General features: G+C 74.5%; 1 protein-coding gene and 1 pseudogene. Both read left to right on the forward strand.

Annotated elements, in window-relative coordinates; all coding sequences use genetic code 11:
• Positions 1–437 precede the first annotated feature (437 nt).
• On the forward strand, positions 438–2,009 hold the full coding sequence (locus tag AB0E24_RS40385; protein WP_359384613.1) for an ANL family adenylate-forming protein: 1,572 nt from the start codon (positions 438–440) through the stop codon (positions 2,007–2,009).
• 769 nt (positions 2,010–2,778) lie between these two features.
• Positions 2,779–18,798: pseudogene (locus AB0E24_RS40390) on the forward strand (SDR family NAD(P)-dependent oxidoreductase); the annotation flags it as partial.
• Between the last annotated feature and the right edge of the window lie 14 nt (positions 18,799–18,812).

Genomic DNA, 18,812 nt, shown 5'->3' on the forward strand with positions numbered 1-18,812 from the left:
TCGGAGCCTTCGATGAGGTTTGCAAAGAGGTCCAGATACTGGGTCGTCACATCTACTCGCTTCGTTTTCAGGCCGCCTGAGGCCATATGCAACTACGGGCAGCCGCGCTCAACCGGCTGAAACCGAAGGGCTACGGCCGACTTCTGCTCGCCCCCGGCGCAAACGCGTCACCAGCGGAATCGCGCGGCGAATCACGTGGCTTTGCCGTCCTCGATTCGGAGGAAGGACATGGAAGTAGCGTCTGTATACCATCGGTTTTGGTCGGCGTCCAACTCACTCGGCCGGTGTCCAACTCGCTTGACATCGCCGGTCATTCGAAGTCAACAACAGCAACTCGGAACATCAGGTCTGGTAATTCACTTAGGTGTGTGTTGCCGTGCTCTCGCGATCATGTAACCCTTCATCGAACCGTCAACGGCTGGCAAAGTGGAGTGCCGATGTCTTCGAATGAGAATTACGCCCGCCGGGTCCTTGAGGTGTTGGCGTCCGATCCCGACCGGATCGCCCTGTGGCGGGAGGGTGAGGAGTTCACCGCGGACCGGTTCTCCACGGCGGTTGTCACGGCGGCCGAAGTCCTGCGCAGGCACTTCACCGAACACCGGGCCCCGGGCACGGAGGGCAAGGATCCGGTGGTGGCGGTGCTGACCGTCACCAACAGCCCGGCGACCATCATCCTGCGCTACGCGGCCAACCTCGCCGGGGCCACCGTGGTCCACCTGCACTCCACCAACGCGGTGGATCCCACGGACCAGATGGCCGCCGCCGCCCGGCAGGAGATCCTCAGCAGGACCGGGGTGACCTTCCTCGCCGTCGACAAGGAGAACCTCGACGCGGCCCGCGAGCTGTGCGACCGGCTGTCCGAGCCACCGCGTCTCGCCGCGCTCGGCGCCCTCGGTTCCGATGTCCTGGACCTCTCGTCGGGCGACCCGGACGCCTTCGACCTCGACGCCGTCGAGACCGACCCCGAAAAGCCGGCCGTGGTGATCTACACCAGCGGTACCAGCGGCCGCCCCAAGGGCGTCATGCAGCCGTACCGCCTGCGCAGCTTCAACCTCCAGGTGGCCCTCCAGTCCCCGGAACCCATCGTGTGCCTGTCGACCCTTCCGGTGAGCAACTCCAGCGGCTCCGCCGTCGACGTCGCGCTCGCCTCCGGGGGAACGGTCGTCCTGCACGACGGGTTCGAGGCGGGCGATGTGCTGAGGGCCGTGGAACGGCACCGTGTCTCCGCGCTGACGATCACCCCGCCGCAGCTGTACATGCTGATCGACCATCCCGACATCGCCACCACCGACCGGTCGAGCGTCAAGCTCATCACCTACGTCGGTTCCCCCGCGGCCCCTGCCCGACTGGCCCAGGCGGTCGAGGTGTTCGGCCCGGTGCTGCTCCAGCTCTACGGGACCACGGAGATCAGCGGCATCAGCATGCTGATGCCGCAGGACCACTTCGACCCGGAGCTGCGCCGGACCGTCGGACGTCCGACCACACAGATACGCATCCGTGACCTGGACGCCGACCGCGACCTCCCGTCCGGTGAGATCGGTGAGGTGTGTGTGCGGAGCCCGTCCACCATGCTCGGCTACTGGGGTGAGCCGGAGCTGACGGCCGCGATCGTCCGTGACGGCTGGGTGCACACCGGTGACCTCGGCTCCGTGGACGAGAACGGCTTTCTGCGGCTGCACGGCCGGATGGGCGAGGTGATGAAGGCCAACGGCATCAAGGTCCATCCCACCGATGTGGAGAACGCGCTGCTGAGCCATCCGGGCATCGCCCAGGCCGCGGTGTACTGCGTGATCGACGACGACCGCGTGGAGCACATCCACGCCGCCGTGGTGGCGCGGCCGGACAGCACCGCCGACGCCGGGACGCTGATCGGCCACGTCGCCGCCGAGCTGTCCCCGAAGCACGTACCGGCCGTGGTGACATTCCATGACGCGCTGCCCCTCACCGGTGCCGGCAAGCCGGACAAGCAGGCGCTCGCCGTCACCGCCCGCTTCGCCGAAGGCCGCTGACCCGGCGAGTGCACACGCCGGCCCCTCGCGTTCTTCGGGCCCGGTAGGGGCTTCACGGGAGGTCAGCCGGTCCCCGTACGGGCGCTTCCCATCGGGACGCGCCCGTACGTGATGTGTGTTGGTGCCGACCCAAGGTTTGATCAGTCTACGAGTTTCCCTAGACATGCCGTCCGGCCAGGTCAGGCGCTTGGCGGCAGAAAGCCGTGACACCGGCCACGCAGCGGTGACTGCTCGCCGGGCGTTGCACGCGGTCAGTGATCGAAAGCGGAGAGTGGAACACGTCCGATTTGGTGGGCTGTTGGTGGTATGCGTAGCGACAATATTGATCATTGGGTGAAAAGCGGGCGAACGGCTGGCGCCAATGGTGTGGAAACAGGTTGTAACGGCGGCGGCGCGGAGGCGTGCGGGTTGTGATCTTCGCCACGCGCGATAGGGCGACGGGCGTCAGAGTAGGGTCACCAAGTGCGCTCAGTGGCCTGGGGGTTCTTCGACTGATCGGTCGTCAGCCACTTGATCGTCGGGACGTGCCTCGCCGAGTTGTCGCCTGCCCCGCAGTGGTGGAGGGGATCTACAGCCATTGCGGTGGTGCGCTGCGGTTTCGCAGGAACAACATGACTTGAAAAATCACGATGTATCCCTAGGGGTCAGGGCGAGGGAATTGAAGTACGTTGAGGAGCAGTCGTTGACCAGGACGGATCCGTCGCAGGCTGCCATCGCCGTCATCGGCTATTCGTGCCGCCTGCCCGGAGCGCCCGACCCCGACGCCTTCTGGCGGCTGCTGCTCGACGGACGGCACGCCATCACCGAGGCGCCGGCCGACCGATGGACGGCCGCCCAGCTCGACGCCGCCGGGACCCCGCACGCCGCCGGCGCGCGATGGGGCGGCTTCATCGAGCACCCCGACGCGTTCGACGCGGCCTTCTTCGGCGTCTCGCCCCGCGAAGCCGCCGCCATGGACCCGCAGCAGCGGCTCGCCCTGGAACTGAGCTGGGAGGCCGTCGAGCACGCGGGTCTGCTGCCCGCCGCGCTCGCCGGCACCCGCACGGGCGTGTTCATCGGCGCCGGGTGGGACGACTACGCCACACTGCGGCGGCAGTCGGCCGGTGAGATCACCCATCACACGCTGGCCGGCACTCAGCGCGCGCTCATCGCCAACCGGCTCTCGCACACCCTCGGTGTGCGCGGCCCGAGTCAACTCGTGGACACCGGCCAGTCGTCGTCGCTGGTCGCCGTGCATCTGGCGTGTCAGAGTCTGCGCAGCGGCGAGTCCGTCACCGCGCTGGCCGGCGGTGTCAGTCTGAACCTGGCACTCGACACCGCGCTGGTCGCCGCGGGCGTCGGCGCCCTCTCCCCGACGGGGCGCTGTCACACCTTCGACGCGCGGGCCGACGGCTATGTACGTGGCGAGGGCGGTGGCCTGGTACTGCTGAAACCGCTCGACCAGGCCGTCGCCGACGGCGACACCGTCCACGGTGTGCTTCTCGGCAGTGCCGTCAACCACGATGGCGACGGCAGCGCGCTGACCGTGCCCGACGCCACGGCACAGCGCGAGGTGGTGGCACTGGCCCACCGGGCCGCTGGAGTGTCGCCCGCCGATGTCGACTACGTCGAGTTGCACGGCACGGGCACCAAGGTCGGCGACCCGGTCGAGGCGGCCGCGCTGGGTGCCTCGATCGGCGGCGCGCGGCCGGCCGGTTCGCCTCTGCTCGTCGGCTCGGCCAAGACCAACGTCGGCCATCTGGAGAGCGCCGCCGGTGTCGTCGGCCTGCTCAAGACCGTCCTGGCGGTGCGTCACGGCAGTATCCCGGCCAGCCTCAACTTCGACACGCCGTCGTCCGACATCCCGCTCGACGAGCTGAACCTCCAGGTGGTCACCGGACACGGTTCCTGGCGCGGCGATCGCCGGGTCGCCGGCGTCAGCTCGTTCGGGCTGGGCGGTACCAACTGCCACGTGGTGGTGGCCGCCCACCTTCCGGACGTGTCCGCGGCACCGGCCTCTCCCGAGCGGAACGCGGTACCCGGCGCCGTGCCTCTGGTGGTGTCCGGGCGGACCCCGGCCGCGCTGCGCGCGCAGGCCGCGCGGCTGGCCGACTGGGTCGACGGCCACCCCGGCACCGACCCCGTCGACCTGGGCGGATCCCTGCTGTCGTCCCGTACTCTCTTCGACCACCGCGCGGTGTCCCTGGGCGCCGACGGCCTGCGGGCGCTGGCGACGGGCGGGGCCGGCGACAACGTGGTCACCGGACACGCCACGGCGGCGGTGGGCAAGACCGTGTTCGTCTTCCCCGGCCAGGGCTCGCAGTGGGTCGGCATGGCGCGTGAACTCATGGACGGGTCACCGGTTTTCGCCGCCCGCATGGACGAGTGCGGACAGGCACTGGAACCGTTCACCAACTGGCGCCTCGCCGATGTGCTGGGCGACGCGGACGCGCTGGAGCGCACGGAGGTCGTCCAGCCCGTCCTGTGGGCGGTCATGGTGTCGCTCGCCGCGATGTGGCAGTCGCTGGGCGTCGTCCCCGACGCGGTGCTCGGCCACTCCCAGGGCGAGGTCGCGGCCGCCGTGGTGGCGGGCGCCCTGTCGCTGGAGGACGGTGCGCGCGTGGTGGCCCTGCGCGCCAGGACGCTGCGTGCCCTGGCCGGGCGCGGCGGCATGACATCGCTGGCGCTGTCGGCCCGGGAGGTCCGCGCACTCATCGGGCCCGAGCTCTCGGTCGCCACGGTCAACGGTCCCTCGTCGGTCGTCGTCGCCGGCGCCCCCGAGGCACTGGCGGAGCTGGAGGCACTGGCCGAGGAGCGGGACGTCCGCGCTCGCCGGCTGCCCGTGCAGTACGCCTCCCACTGTGCGCAGGTGGAGGAGATCGAGGAGCGGGTACTGGACGTCCTGCGGGACGTGACCCCCCGGGCGGGAAGCGTCCCGCTGTTCTCGACCGTGAACGTGGACTGGGCGGACGGCACGGAGCTCGACGCCGGCTACTGGTACCGCAACCTGCGCCGGACCGTTGAGTTCGAGGCGGCCGTACGCACCCTGGCGGACGCCGGATACGGCGTGTTCGTCGAGGTCAGTGCTCATCCGGTGCTGACCGCGGCGGTGGCGGAGACCGCCGGTGACGTGATCACGGGCGGGACGCTGCGCCGGGACGACGGGGGATGGGAGCGGCTGAAGCGCTCGGCGGCCGAACTGTTCGTCCAAGGCGTCGACGTCGACTGGTCCCCCCTGCTCTCCGGCGCCGTCCGCGTCGCTCTGCCCACCTACCCGTTCCAGAGGCAGTCCTACTGGTTCGACCGGGTCGCCGAGCCCGCCCCGGCTGTGACGGCGGTCGAGGACACCGGTCTGCCCGCACTGACCGAGCTGGTCAGATCGCACGCCGCCGCCGTCCTGGGACACCCGAGCGCTGACGGGGTCGATGTCAGCCTGGCCTTCAAAGCCCTCGGCCTCGACTCCACCTCCTCGCTGGAACTGCGCGGCCGGCTGGCCGCCGCGACGGGCCTGCGACTGCCCGCCGCACTCGTCTACAACCACCCCACCGTCGAAGAGGTCGCGTCCTTCCTGCACCGTTCTCTGCACGGCGCCGGCACCGCCGCACCGGCCTTGGCGCCCACCGCCGCACCGGTGGACGAGCCCGTCGCGATCGTCGCCATGAGCTGTCGGCTGCCCGGCGGGGTGCGTTCCCCCGAGGACCTGTGGCGGCTTGTGGAGTCCGGCGCGGACGCCGTCGGACCACTGCCCGAGGACCGCGGGTGGGACCTGGACGCCCTGCTCGGCGGCGAGGGCGACGGGACCTCCCACACCGGCTTCGGAGGATTCCTGGACGGGGTGGGCGACTTCGACGCCGACTTCTTCGGTATCTCCCCGCGCGAGGCGCTCGCCATGGACCCCCAGCAGCGGCTGCTGCTGGAGACCAGCTGGGAGGCGTTCGAGCGGGCCGGTATCGTCCCGGCCACGTTGCGCTCCAGCGCCACCGGTGTCTTCGTCGGCGCCATGAGCCAGGACTACCTGCCCCGGCTGCACGAGATACCGGCCGAGGTCGAGGGATACGGCCTGGTCGGCGGCGCCGGCAGCGTCGCCTCGGGCCGTATCTCCTACACCTTCGGCCTGCACGGTCCGGCCGTGACCGTCGACACCGCCTGCTCGTCGTCGCTGGTGGCGCTCCACATGGCGGCACGGGCGCTGCGCGGCGGCGAGTGCTCCCTCGCCTTGGCCGCCGGAGCCACGGTGATGGCGGGGCCCGGCATGCTGATGGAGTTCAGCCGGCAGAACGGCCTCGCCCGCGACGGCCGCTGCCGGTCCTTCAGCGACGACGCCACCGGCACCGGCTGGGGCGAAGGCGTCGCCGTACTGCTGCTGGAGCGGCTGTCGGACGCCCGGCGCAACGGCCACCCCGTGCTCGCGCTGGTGCGCGGCAGCGCCGTCAACCAGGACGGTGCCTCCAACGGCCTGACCGCGCCGCACGGCCCGTCCCAGGAGAGCGTCATCCGCGACGCCCTGGCCGACGCGGGGCTGACCGCCGCCGAGGTCGACGCCGTCGAGGCCCACGGCACCGGAACCGTCCTGGGCGACCCGATCGAGGCCGAGGCGCTGCTCGCCACCTACGGCCAGGATCGCGAACGGCCCCTCTGGCTGGGCTCGTTGAAGTCCAACATCGGCCACACCCAGGCCGCCGCCGGTATCGCCGGAGTCATCAAGACGGTGGCGGCGCTGCGGCACGCGACGCTGCCCGCGACCCTGCACGTCCGTACGCCGTCGTCCCGCGTGGACTGGTCGGCCGGCGCGGTGCGGCTGCTCACGGAGCGGATGGCGTGGCCGGCCGCGGGCCGCCCGCGCCGGGCCGGCGTCTCCTCGTTCGGCGTGAGCGGCACCAACGCCCACGTCGTCCTCGAAGAGGCCCCGCAGGCGGCCCTCGCGGCGGACGGGCACACCCCGGCCTCCGCGCCCTGGATCCTCACCGCCCGGGACGCCCACGCCCTGCGCCGGCAGGCCGGCCGCCTCGCGGAGCACCTGGCCGCCGCCCCGCAGCCGCGCCCCCTGGACGTCGGCTACTCGCTGGCCGCCGAGCGGACCGCGTTCGAGGAGCGCGCGGTGCTGCTCGCCGGACCGGCCGGACTGCGCGCGCTCGCCGAGGCCACGCCCGGCGACGGGCTGCCGCTGCCCGGAGTGGTGCGCGGCACCGCGCTGCCCGGCGCCAGGACCGTCTTCGTCTTCCCCGGCCAGGGCTCGCAGTGGGCCGGCATGGCCCTGGAACTCGCCCGGTCCGCACCGGTCTTCGCCGAGCGGCTGCGGGCCTGCGAGGACGCCCTCGCGCCGTACGTCGACTGGTCGCTTTCGGAGGTACTGGCCGAGCCCGGAGCACCCGGGCTGGAGCGCGTGGACGTCGTACAGCCCGCCCTGTTCGCCGTCATGGTCTCCCTGGCCGCCCTCTGGCGCTCCCACGGCGTGCAGCCCGACCTGGTCGTCGGCCACTCCCAGGGCGAGATCGCCGCGGCCGTGGTGGCCGGCGCCCTCTCGCTGGAGGACGGTGCGCGCGTCGTCGCGCTGCGCAGCCAGGCGCTGCGCGCCCTCGCCGGGCGCGGCGGCATGGTGTCCGTCGCCGAGCCGGAGGAGGCGGCCGTGCGCCGGCTCAGCCGCTGGGGCGACCGGCTGTCCGTCGCCGCCGTCAACGGCCCCGGGGCGGTCGTCGTCTCCGGCGACCCCGAAGCGCTGGACGAACTCCTCGCGATGTGCGAGGAGGAGGGCTGCCGCGCCCGCCGTGTCCCGGTCGACTATGCCTCCCACTCGGCGCACGTGGAAGAGATCCGCGAGGCGGTGACCGAGGCACTGGACGGGATCGAGCCCCGCCGCGCCACGGTGCCCTTCCTCTCCACCGTCACCGGTGAGGTGCTCGAAGGCACCGGACTCGACGCCGGCTACTGGTACCGCAACCTGCGCGGCACGGTCCGCTTCGGCCCGGCCGTCGAGGATGTGCTCTCCGCGGGCTCCGCGCTCTTCATCGAGGTCAGCCCGCACCCGGTGCTGATGCAGGGCATCTCCGAGTCCCTCGACCACACCTCGGAACGCCCGGCGGCCGTGCTGTGCACGCTGCGCCGTGGCGACGGAGGCCCCGAACGGTTCCTCAACTCCCTGGCCGAGGCATACGCGCACGGCGCGCCGGTGGACTGGACGGCACTGTACGAGGGCAGCGGCGCCCGTCGCACGGAACTGCCGACCTACTCGTTCGAGCGCCGGCGGTACTGGCTGGACACCTCGCGTGCCGCCGCGCCCGCGCGGCCAGGCCCCGGCACCTGGCGCTACCGCGTCACCTGGACACCGCGGCCCGACGCCGACCGGGCACCGGCTCCGGACGCCCTGGCCGGGCGCTGGCTGGCCGTGGTGCCCGAGCACCTCGCCGAGGACACGTACACCGCCGCAGTGCGGGCCGTACCGGCGGCGTACGGTGCGGACGTCCGCACCGTGACCGTGGCCGCCGACGCCGACCGGGCGGTCCTCGCCGAGCGGCTGCGCGACGCGGCCGGGGACGGCCCCGTCGCGGGCGTGCTCTCGCTGCTCGCCCTGGACGAGCGGCCGTGCCCCGGACATTCGGCGGCGCCCGCCGGCCTGGTGTCCAGCGTGGCGCTCGTCCAGGCACTCGGCGACACCGGCCTCACCGCGCCGCTATGGCTGGTCACCCGGGGCGCCGTCGCCGTGGACGCCACCGACCGGCTCACCGCCGCCGAGCAGTCCCCGGTCTGGGGCCTGGGCCGGGTCGTCGGCCTGGAACACGCCGACCGCTGGGGCGGTCTCGTCGACCTCCCGGCCGGTCTGGACGAGGACACCCGCACCCGGCTGGCCGCCGTCCTCGCGGGCCTGCCCGCGGGCGGCGCGGCGGACCCCGCCCGGGGGACCGAGGACCAGACAGCCGTGCGCGCGGCGGGCGTGTCCGTGCGCCGTCTGACACGGGCGGCGCGGGGCGCTCGCCCCCGGGCCCGCACGTGGGAGCCCCGCGGCACCACGCTCGTCACCGGCGGCACCGGCGCCCTGGGCGCGCACGTCGCCCGCCGGCTCGCCGAGCGCGGCGCGGACCATCTGCTCCTCGTCGGCCGCGGCGGCCCGCAGGCGCCCGGCGCCGACGCGCTCCGCCAGGAGTTGGAGGAGCGCGGCTCCCGTGTCACGATCGCCGCCTGCGACGTGGCCGACCGCGATGCCCTGGCGGCGCTGCTCGCGACGGTTCCGCGGGAACACCCGCTCACCGCCGTCGTGCACACCGCCGCCGTCCTGGACGACGACATGGTGGCGGTGCTGCGCCCGGAGCAGATCGACCGGGTGCTGCGCCCGAAGCTGGTCGGCGCGCGGCATCTGCACGAGCTGACCCGGACGCTGGACCTGGACGCGTTCGTGCTGTTCTCCTCCGTGGCCGCCACCTTCGGCGTACCCGGCCAGGGCAACTACGCCCCCGGCAACGCGTTCATGGACGCCCTCGCCGAGCAGCGCCGCGCCGAAGGGCTTGTGGCGACCTCCGTCGCCTTCGGCCCCTGGGCGGGCGCGGGCATGGCCGGCCGTGACGGCGTCGGCGGCCTGCTGGCCCGGCACGGCCTGCCCGCCATGGACCCCGAGGACGCCCTGACCGCGATGGAGCGGGCCGTGGCGGACGACGAGACCTGCCTGACCGTGGCGGACATCGACTGGGACCGGTTCTTCCTGGCGTTCACCGCCTCCCGCGTCCGGCCGCTGCTGTACGACGTGCCCGAGGTGCGGCGCATCCGCGCGGCCGCGGCCACCGCCGCCGAGGAGCCCGGCACCGCCGGCACCGCGCTCGCCCGGCGGCTCGCCGAAGCCGGCGAGGAGGAGCGCGGACGCATCCTGCTCGACGTGGTGCGCTCTCACATCGCCGCCGTGCTCGGCCACTCCGGTGCCGGGGCGGTCCCGGTGGAGCGCACGTTCAAGGAGCTCGGTTTCGACTCGCTGACCGGTGTGGAGGTCCGCAACCGGCTGGGCGCCGCGACCGGACTGCGCCTCCCGGCCACCGTGGTGTACGACCACCCGACCCCGGCCGCCCTGGTGCGCCACCTGCGCGCCGAACTGGCCGGCTCCACGGGCGCCGCACCCGGGCCGGACCCCGCGCCGGTGCCGGCCGGGGCCGACGGCGACCCGATCGCCGTCGTCGCGATGAGCTGCCGCTTCCCCGGCGGCGTACGCACCCCGGAGGACCTCTGGCGGCTCGTCGGCGAGAGCACCGACGCGGTCGGCGCCTTCCCCGCCGACCGCGGCTGGGACCTGGACGGGCTGTACCACCCCGACCCGGCGCACCCGGGCACCACCTATGTGCGCGAGGGTGCCTTCCTCGACGACGCCGCCGGCTTCGACGCCGACTTCTTCGGCATCTCCCCGCGCGAGGCGCTGGCCATGGACCCGCAGCAGCGCGTGCTCCTCGAGACGTCCTGGGAGCTGCTGGAGCGCGCCGGCCTCGACCCCACCACGCTGCGCGGCAGCCGTACGGCCGTCTTCGCGGGCACCAACGGGCAGGACTACCCGGCGCTGCTCGCCGCCGCGCCCGCGGACCACGCCGACAGCGAGGGCTACGGCAGCACCGGCGCCGCGGCCAGCGTCGTCTCCGGCCGCATCTCCTACGCCCTCGGCCTGGAGGGGCCCGCCGTCACGGTCGACACCGCCTGCTCCTCCGCGCTGGTCGCCCTGCACCTGGCCTGCCAGTCGCTGCGCCGGGGCGAGTGCGACCTGGCCATGGCCGGCGGAGTCACCGTGATGTCCACGCCCGGCCTGTTCCTGTCGTTCAGCCGGCAGCGCGGTATCGCCGCCGACGGGCGCGCCAAGGCGTACGCGGCCTCCGCGGACGGCACCGCCTGGGGCGAGGGCGCCGGACTGCTGCTGCTGGAGCGGCTGTCGGATGCCCGGCGCAACGGGCACCAGGTGCTCGCCCTGGTGCGCGGCAGCGCGGTCAACCAGGACGGCGCCAGCAACGGCCTGGCCGCCCCGAACGGGCCTTCGCAGCAGCGGGTCATCACGGCCGCCCTCGCCGACGCCGGTCTGCGCCCCGATGAGGTGGACGCGGTCGAGGGCCACGGCACCGGCACCCGCCTCGGCGACCCCATCGAGGCCCAGGCCCTGATCGCCACCTACGGGCGGGACCGCGACGCGGACCGGCCGCTGTGGCTGGGCTCGGTGAAGTCCAACATCGGGCACACCCAGGCCGCCGCGGGCGTGGCCGGCGTCATCAAGATGATCATGGCGATGCGGCACGGCGTCCTTCCCGAGTCCCTGCATCTGGACGCCCCCTCCGACGTCGTGGACTGGATCGGGGGAGCCGTACAGCCGCTGGCCGAGGCGCGGCCCTGGCAGCCCAGGACCGGGGCGCCGCGCCGGTTCGGCGTGTCCGCGTTCGGCATCAGCGGCACCAACGCGCACGCCCTCCTGGAGGAGCCCGGCCGGCAGGACGCCGAGCACGCCGCGGAGCGGACCGGCGACCGCCCGGCCACCGGCGCCCGGCTCTTCCCGCTCGCCGCCAAGGGCCGCACCGCCCTGCGCGCCCAGGCCGCGAGCCTGCTGGCGTTCCTGGAGAGCGGGACCGTGGCCGAGGAGGCGCTGACGGACGTCGCGTACTCGCTGGCCACCACCCGCGCCGCGCTGCCCGACCGGGCCGTCGTGCTCGCCGAGGACCGCGACGCCCTGGTGCGCGCGCTCGGCGCGCTCGCCGAGGGCCGCACCTCGGCCGGGATCTTCGAGGGCACCGCACGCGACGAGGCCGCCCAGTCGGTGGCCTTCCTGTTCACCGGGCAGGGCAGCCAGCACCCCGGCATGGGCGCCGGGCTGTACGCCCGCGTCCCCGCCTTCGCCGCCGCCTACGACGAAGTCTGCGCCGAGCTGGACCGGCACCTGGAGCGGCCACTCCGCCGGGTCGTCGAGGAGGACGCCGAGGCCCTGGAGCGCACCGAGTACGCCCAGCCCGCGCTGTTCGCCCTCGAGGTCGCCCTCTTCCGCACGCTGCGGGAGTGGGGTGTGCACCCGCAGCGGCTCGCCGGTCACTCCGTCGGTGAACTGGCCGCCGCGCACGCCGCCGGCGTCCTCACGCTCGCCGACGCCGCCGTCCTGGTGACCGCGCGCGGGCGGCTGATGCAGGCCCAGCGCGCGGATGGCGCGATGCTCGCCGTCCAGGCGTCCGCCGACGAGGCGGCGGGTCCGCTCGCCGAGTACGGGGACCGGATCGCCGTCGCGGCCGTCAACGCCCCGGGGTCCGTGGTGCTCTCCGGCGACGCCGACGCGATCGCCGCCCTCGAAGGGCACTGGCGGCAGCAGGGCCGCAGGACCAAGCTGCTGCGCACCTCGCACGCCTTCCACTCCGCACACCTGGACGGCATGCTCGCCGAGTACGAGCGGATCGCGGCCGGCCTCTCCTACGCGGTCCCGCGCATCCCCGTCGTCTCCACCGTGACGGGCGCCGAACTCACCCCCGAGGAGGCGTGCTCGCCCGCCTACTGGGCGCGGCAGGCCCGGGCCACCGTCCTGTTCGCCGACGCCGTACGCACCCTGCGGGCCGTCGGCACCACCACGTTCGTGGAACTCGGGCCCGACGGCGTGCTCTCGGGCATGGTCCCCGACTGCCTCCCCGAGGAGAGCCCGCTCGCGGTGTCCCTGCTGCGCGCCGGCCGCCCCGAGGAGCAGACCCTGCTGGCCGCCCTGGCCCGCCTGCACACCGCGGGCGCCGGACCGGACTGGGAGGCGCTGTTCGCCCCCGCGGGCGCCGTCCGGCACGCGCTGCCCACCTATCCCTTTCAGCACAAGCGGTTCTGGCCGCACGTACCGGACGCGCCCGGCGCCGCCGGACAGGCCGCCGACCGGTGGCGCTACCGCATCGGCTGGACCGAGCCGGTCCGCCCCGCCACCCCGGGCGCACCGGACCACACCTGGCTCGCCCTGGTCCCCGACACCGACGCCGTCGGCACCGCGTCGGCCGTCTGCCTCGCCTGGCTCCGCGAGCTCGGCACATCCGTCGTCCCCGTCGCCGCCGGCACCGGACGCGGCGCGCTCGCACAGCTGCTGCGGGACGCGGCCGGACCCGGTCCGGTATCGGGCGTGCTGTCGCTGCTCGCGCTCGACGAGCGGCCGCACCCCGATCACCCGGCGGTACCGGCCGGCCTGGCCGGCACCCTGACCGCCGCCCAGGCGCTGACCGACGCCGCGCTCGGCGCCCCGCTCTGGCTGGTGACGCAGAGCGCGGTCACCGTGGACCAGGACCGCGACACCGCACGGCCCGAGCAGGCGCAGACCTGGGGACTCGGCCAGGTACTCGGCCTGGAACAGCCCGAGCTGTGGGGCGGCCTGGTCGACCTGCCCGCCGACGTCGACGCGACCGCCCTGGCCCGGCTGGGCGCCGCGGTCACCGGCGGCGGCGACGAGGACCAGCTCGCCGTACGGGCCGAGGGCGTCCGCGCCCGCCGCCTGGAGCACGCGCCCGCACCGGAGGCCGGCCCGCTCTGGCAGCCCCGCGGCACCGTCCTGATCACCGGTGGCACCGGCGCCCTCGGCCGCCACGTCGCACTGCGCCTGGCCGAGGACGGCGCCGAGCACCTGGTGCTCACCAGCCGCCGCGGCCCGGCCGCGCCCGGCGCCGACGCCCTCCGCGACGAACTGACCGCCCTCGGGGCGCGTGTCACCGTCGAGGCGTGCGACATGACGGACCGCGAGGCGGTCGCCGCCCTGCTGGCCGCGCACCCCCCGGCCGCCGTCGTGCACACCGCGGGCGCGCTCGGCCTCGGGTCCGTCGCCGAAGACAGCGTGGCCACGCTCGGCGAGATCGCGGCCGGCAAGGTGCTGGGCGCCCGCCACCTGGACGAACTGCTCGGCGACACCCCGCTGGACGCGTTCGTGCTGTTCTCCTCCATCGCCGGCCTGTGGGGCAGCGGGGGACAGGGCGCCTACGCGGCGGCCAACGCCCACCTGGACGCACTGGCCGCCCGGCGCAGGGCCCGCGGGCTCACCGCGGTCTCCGTCGCCTGGGGCCCCTGGGCCGGCGGCGGCATGGCCGACGACGAGGCGCTGGACCGGCTGCGCCGCCGCGGCCTCGCCGCGCTGGCGCCCGCCGCGGCCGTCGCCGCCCTGCGCGCTTTGGCCGCGGGACCGGACGCCACGGTGGCCGTCGCCGACGTCCGCTGGGAGGACTTCGCCCCCGCCTATACCGCGGCGCGCCCGCGTCGGCTCGTCGAGGACCTGCCCGAGGTGCGCGCGGTCCTGGCCGGCCGCGCGGAGGACCCGGAGCCCCCGGCGTCCGCGTTCGCCGCACACCTCGTCGGACTGCCGGCGGCCCGCCGCGAGGAGGCGGTGCGCGACCTGGTCCGCGACCATGTCGCGGCCGTCCTGGGCCACGACCGCGCCGACGACATCGCCGTCGACCGGGTCTTCCGCGACCTCGGCTTCGACTCCCTGACCGCCGTGGAGCTGCGCAACCGGCTGGTCGAGGCCACCGGGGTGCGGCTGTCCGTCACCGAGGTCTTCGACCACCCCACCGTCGCCGACCTGGCCGGCCGGCTGTACGCCGGACTCGACGCCACCGCGCCCGGCGCGGAGGACCGTACGGCCACCGCGCACACCGCGCGGACGACCGGCGAACCGCTGGCGATTGTCGCCATGGCCTGCCGCTTCCCCGGCGGTGTGACCTCGCCGGAGGACCTGTGGAAGCTGGTCGCCCACGGCGAGGACGCCATCGGCGCCCTCCCGGCGGAACGCGGCTGGGACCTGGAGCGGCTCTACCACCCCGACCCCGACCACGAGGGCACCTGCTACGCCCGCGGCGGCGGCTTCCTCCACGACGCCGGCGACTTCGACGCTGCCTTCTTCGGCATCGCGCCCCGCGAGGCGCTCGCCATGGACCCGCAGCAGCGGCTGCTCCTGGAGACCTCCTGGGAGGCGCTGGAGCGGGCGGGCATCGACCCGACGTCGTTGCGCGGAACCCAGGGCGGCGTCTTCGTCGGCGCCGCCATGCAGGGCTACGGCAGCGGCTCCATCGACGGCGCCGAGGGCCACCTGCTCAGCGGCACCGTCACCAGCGTGGCCTCCGGCCGCATCGCCTACACGCTCGGCACCGAGGGCCCCGCGGTCACCGTGGAGACGGCCTGCTCGTCCTCCCTGGTGGCACTGCACCTGGCCGGCCAGTCCCTGCGCTCGGGCGAGTGCGCGTACGCCCTGGTCGGCGGCGCCGCCGTGATGGCGTCCCCGGACGTCTTCGTGGAGTTCAGCCGGCAGCGCGGGCTCTCCGCCGACGGCCGCTGCCGGTCGTTCGCGGAGGAGGCCGACGGCACCGGCTGGTCCGAGGGCGTCGGCGTGCTCGTCGTCGAGCGGCTGTCGGACGCCCGGCGCAACGGCCACCCGGTGCTCGCCGTGGTCCGCGGCTCCGCCGTCAACCAGGACGGCTCGTCCAACGGACTGACCGCGCCCAACGGCCTCGCCCAACAGCGGGTCATCCGCCAGGCGCTGGCCAACGCCGGGCTCGAACCGGCGGATGTGCAACTGGTCGAGGCGCACGGCACGGGCACCACCCTCGGCGACCCCATCGAGGCGCAGGCGCTGCTGGCCACCTACGGTCAGGACCGCGAAGAGCCCTTGTGGCTGGGCTCGTTGAAGTCCAACATCGGCCACCCCCAGGCCGCCGCCGGCGTCGCCGCGATCATCAAGACGGTGATGGCGATGCGGCACGGCACCCTGCCCAGGACCCTGCACGCCGAGCAGCCCAGCACCAAGGTCGACTGGAGCGCCGGCCACGTCCGGCTGCTCACCGAGGCCCGCCCCTGGGAGGGACCGCGCCGGGCCGGTGTGTCGGCGTTCGGGATGAGCGGCACCAACGCCCACGTCGTACTGGAACAGCCGGAGCCGCAGCCGGACGAGACGCCCGCGCCCGCCGACCCGGACCGCACGGCACCCCTGCTGCTGTCCGCCCGTACCGCGGGAGCCCTGCGCGCCCAGGCCGCCGGTCTGCACCGGCTGCTGCGCGACACCGACGTACCCACCGCCGACGTGGCCCGCACGCTGGCCGGCCGGGCCCGCTTCGGGCGGCGCCTGGCGGTCCTGGGCGCGGACCGGGACGCCCTGCTGTCCGCGCTCGCCGCGCCCGACACCGCGCCGAACGCCGTCACGGGCGAGGCCGACTCTGGCCGCACGGTGTTCGTCTTCCCCGGCCAGGGCACGCAGTGGACCGGCATGGCACTCGAACTCGCCGACGCGGAGCCGGAGTTCGCGGCCCGCCTGGACGCGTGCGCCCAGGCCCTGGCCGCGCACACGGACTGGTCCCTGCGCGAGGTCCTCGCGGACGAGACGGCCCTGAACCGGGTCGACGTCGTCCAGCCCGCCCTCTTCGCGGTCATGGTCTCGCTCGCCGCGCTGTGGCGCTCCTACGGCGTCCACCCGGACGCCGTCATGGGCCACTCGCAGGGCGAGATCGCCGCGGCCGTGGTGGCCGGTGTACTCAGCCTCGACGACGGCGCGAAGGTCGTCGCGCTGCGCAGCCGGGCCATCCGCCGCTCCCTGGCGGGCAAGGGCGGCATGGTCTCCGTGGCGGCCGACGAGTCCACCGTCCGCGGACTCCTGGACGGCCATGCCGGACGCATCGGGGTGGCCGCGCTCAACGGCCCCGCCGCCACCGTCGTCTCCGGCGACCCCGAGGCGCTCGACGCCCTCGTCGCCGACTGCGACACCCGCGACGTACGGGCCAGGCGCGTCCCCGTCGACTACGCCTCGCACTCCGCCCATGTGGAGGAGGTGCGGGAGGAACTCCTCGCCGAACTGGCCGGCGTCCGGCCCGCCCAGGGGGACGTCCCCCTGCTGTCCACCGTCACCGCGGACTTCGTCGACGGCACCACGATGGACGCCGAGTACTGGTACCGGAACCTGCGCGAAACGGTCGCCCTCCACGCGGCCACCGAGCGGCTGCTGCGCACCGGACACACCCTGTTCGTCGAGGCGGGACCGCACCCGGTGCTGGTCGCCGGCATCGAGGGCACCGCCGCGGACGCCGGGCTCCCGGTCACCACCGTCGGCACCCTCCAGCGCGGCCAGGGCGGCCGGGAGCGTATGCACGCCGCCCTCGCCGAGGCGTGGGTCGCCGGCGCCGACGTCGACCGGACCGCCCTGACCGGCCCCGGCCGCCGCGCCGAGCTGCCGACCTATCCCTTCCAGCGCGAGCGGTACTGGCTGCCCACGCCCGGCAGGTCCGCCGCCGGCGCCCCGCAGCAGGCACCCGACGTGCTGTACCGCACCGAGTGGCGCGCCCTGCCCGACCAGGACATCCCCGGGACGCTGGACGACTGGGCGGTCGTCGTGCCCGACGGCGGCCACCCGCTCACCGCCGCCCTGCCCGGCGTCGTCACCACCGACGCCGACCTCAAGGGCGTCACCGGCCCCGTCGCCGGCGTGCTCTCCCTGCTGGCACCCGCCGACACTCCGGCCCTGGTGCGCGCCCTGGACACCGCCGGCGTCCAGGCACCCCTGTGGTGCGTCACCACCGAGGCCGAACGGGACCCCGAGCAGGCCGCGCTGTGGGGCCTCGGCCAGGTCATCGGCCTGGAGCAGCCGCAGCGCTGGGGCGGCCTCGTCGACCTGCCCGTCGACCTCGACGACACGGTGGTACGCCGCCTGCGCACCCTCCTGGCCGGTACCGAGAACCAGGTCCGGGTGCGCGCCGACGGCACGTACGCCCGGCGCCTGGTCCGCACCCCGCAGGTCGCGCCGCCCGCCGAACGCTGGGCACCCGGCCGCGTCCTCGTCCGCGGCGCCCACGAGCCCCTGGCCGCCGACATCGTCGGCTGGCTGGAGCGGCACGGCGCCGAGGGCGTCCGCGTCAGCGACGACCCCGCCGCACGGCCCGAGCCCGACGAGCGCACCGTGATCCAGGTCGCGCCCGCCGAGCCGCCGGCCGGTCCGGTCACCGAGGCCGTGCTGTCCATGCTGTCCATGTCGGCCGAACCCGACGGCGACATGGACACCTTCGTCCTGCTCCACCCGCTCAGCGGTGTCTGGGGCGCGGCACGGCAGGCCACCGGCACCGCCCGGTACGCGGGTCTGGCCGCGCTCACCGCCCGGCTGCGGGACCGCGGCGTCCGCGCCGTCTCCGTCGCCGTCGGCGGCTGGGAGCCGCAGGCACCCGCCGAGACGCCGGTGCCCGCCGACACGGTGATGGCGGCGGTCCGCAGGGCCGTCGAACGCGACGAGCCCGCGCTCATCGTGGCCGACGTCGACTGGGATCTGATCGTCTCGGCGGTCTCCACTCCCCGCCAGCTCAACCTGATCTCGGAACTGCCCGAGGCCGCGGCGGAGGAGCACGGCGACGACCTCGTCCAGCGGCTGTCCGCACTGCCGGAGGCCGACCAGCGCCGGGCCCTGCTCGACCTGGTCACCGAGCAGATCGCAGCCGCCCTCGGCCATGCCGCACCCGGCGCAGTCCGGCCCGACTCGCCCTTCGCCGACCTGGGCTTCGACTCACTGCTCGCCGTCCAGTTCCGCAACCGGCTGTGCACGGCCACCGGACTGGCCATCTCCCCGACAGTGGTGTTCGACCACCCGACACCGGCCGTCCTCGCGGACCACCTGCACGGCGAGCTGCTCGCCGAGCCCGACCCCGTAGCCCCGATGCTGGCCGAACTCGACCGTCTGGACCGGGCCCTGTCACAGCTCCCGGTCGCCGACGAGATCAGCATCCGACTCCACACCCTGCTGCGCCACTGGGACGAGCGCAGCGCACCGGCCGAGGCCGGTGAACTCAGTTCGGCGAGCGCCGATGAACTGTTCGACCTTCTCGACAACAACTTCGGCAGCGCCTGAGGAGACCGGCCACC

The sequence above is a fragment of the Streptomyces malaysiensis subsp. malaysiensis genome (assembly GCF_040653035.1).
Classification (GTDB): Bacteria; Actinomycetota; Actinomycetes; order Streptomycetales; family Streptomycetaceae; genus Streptomyces; species Streptomyces malaysiensis.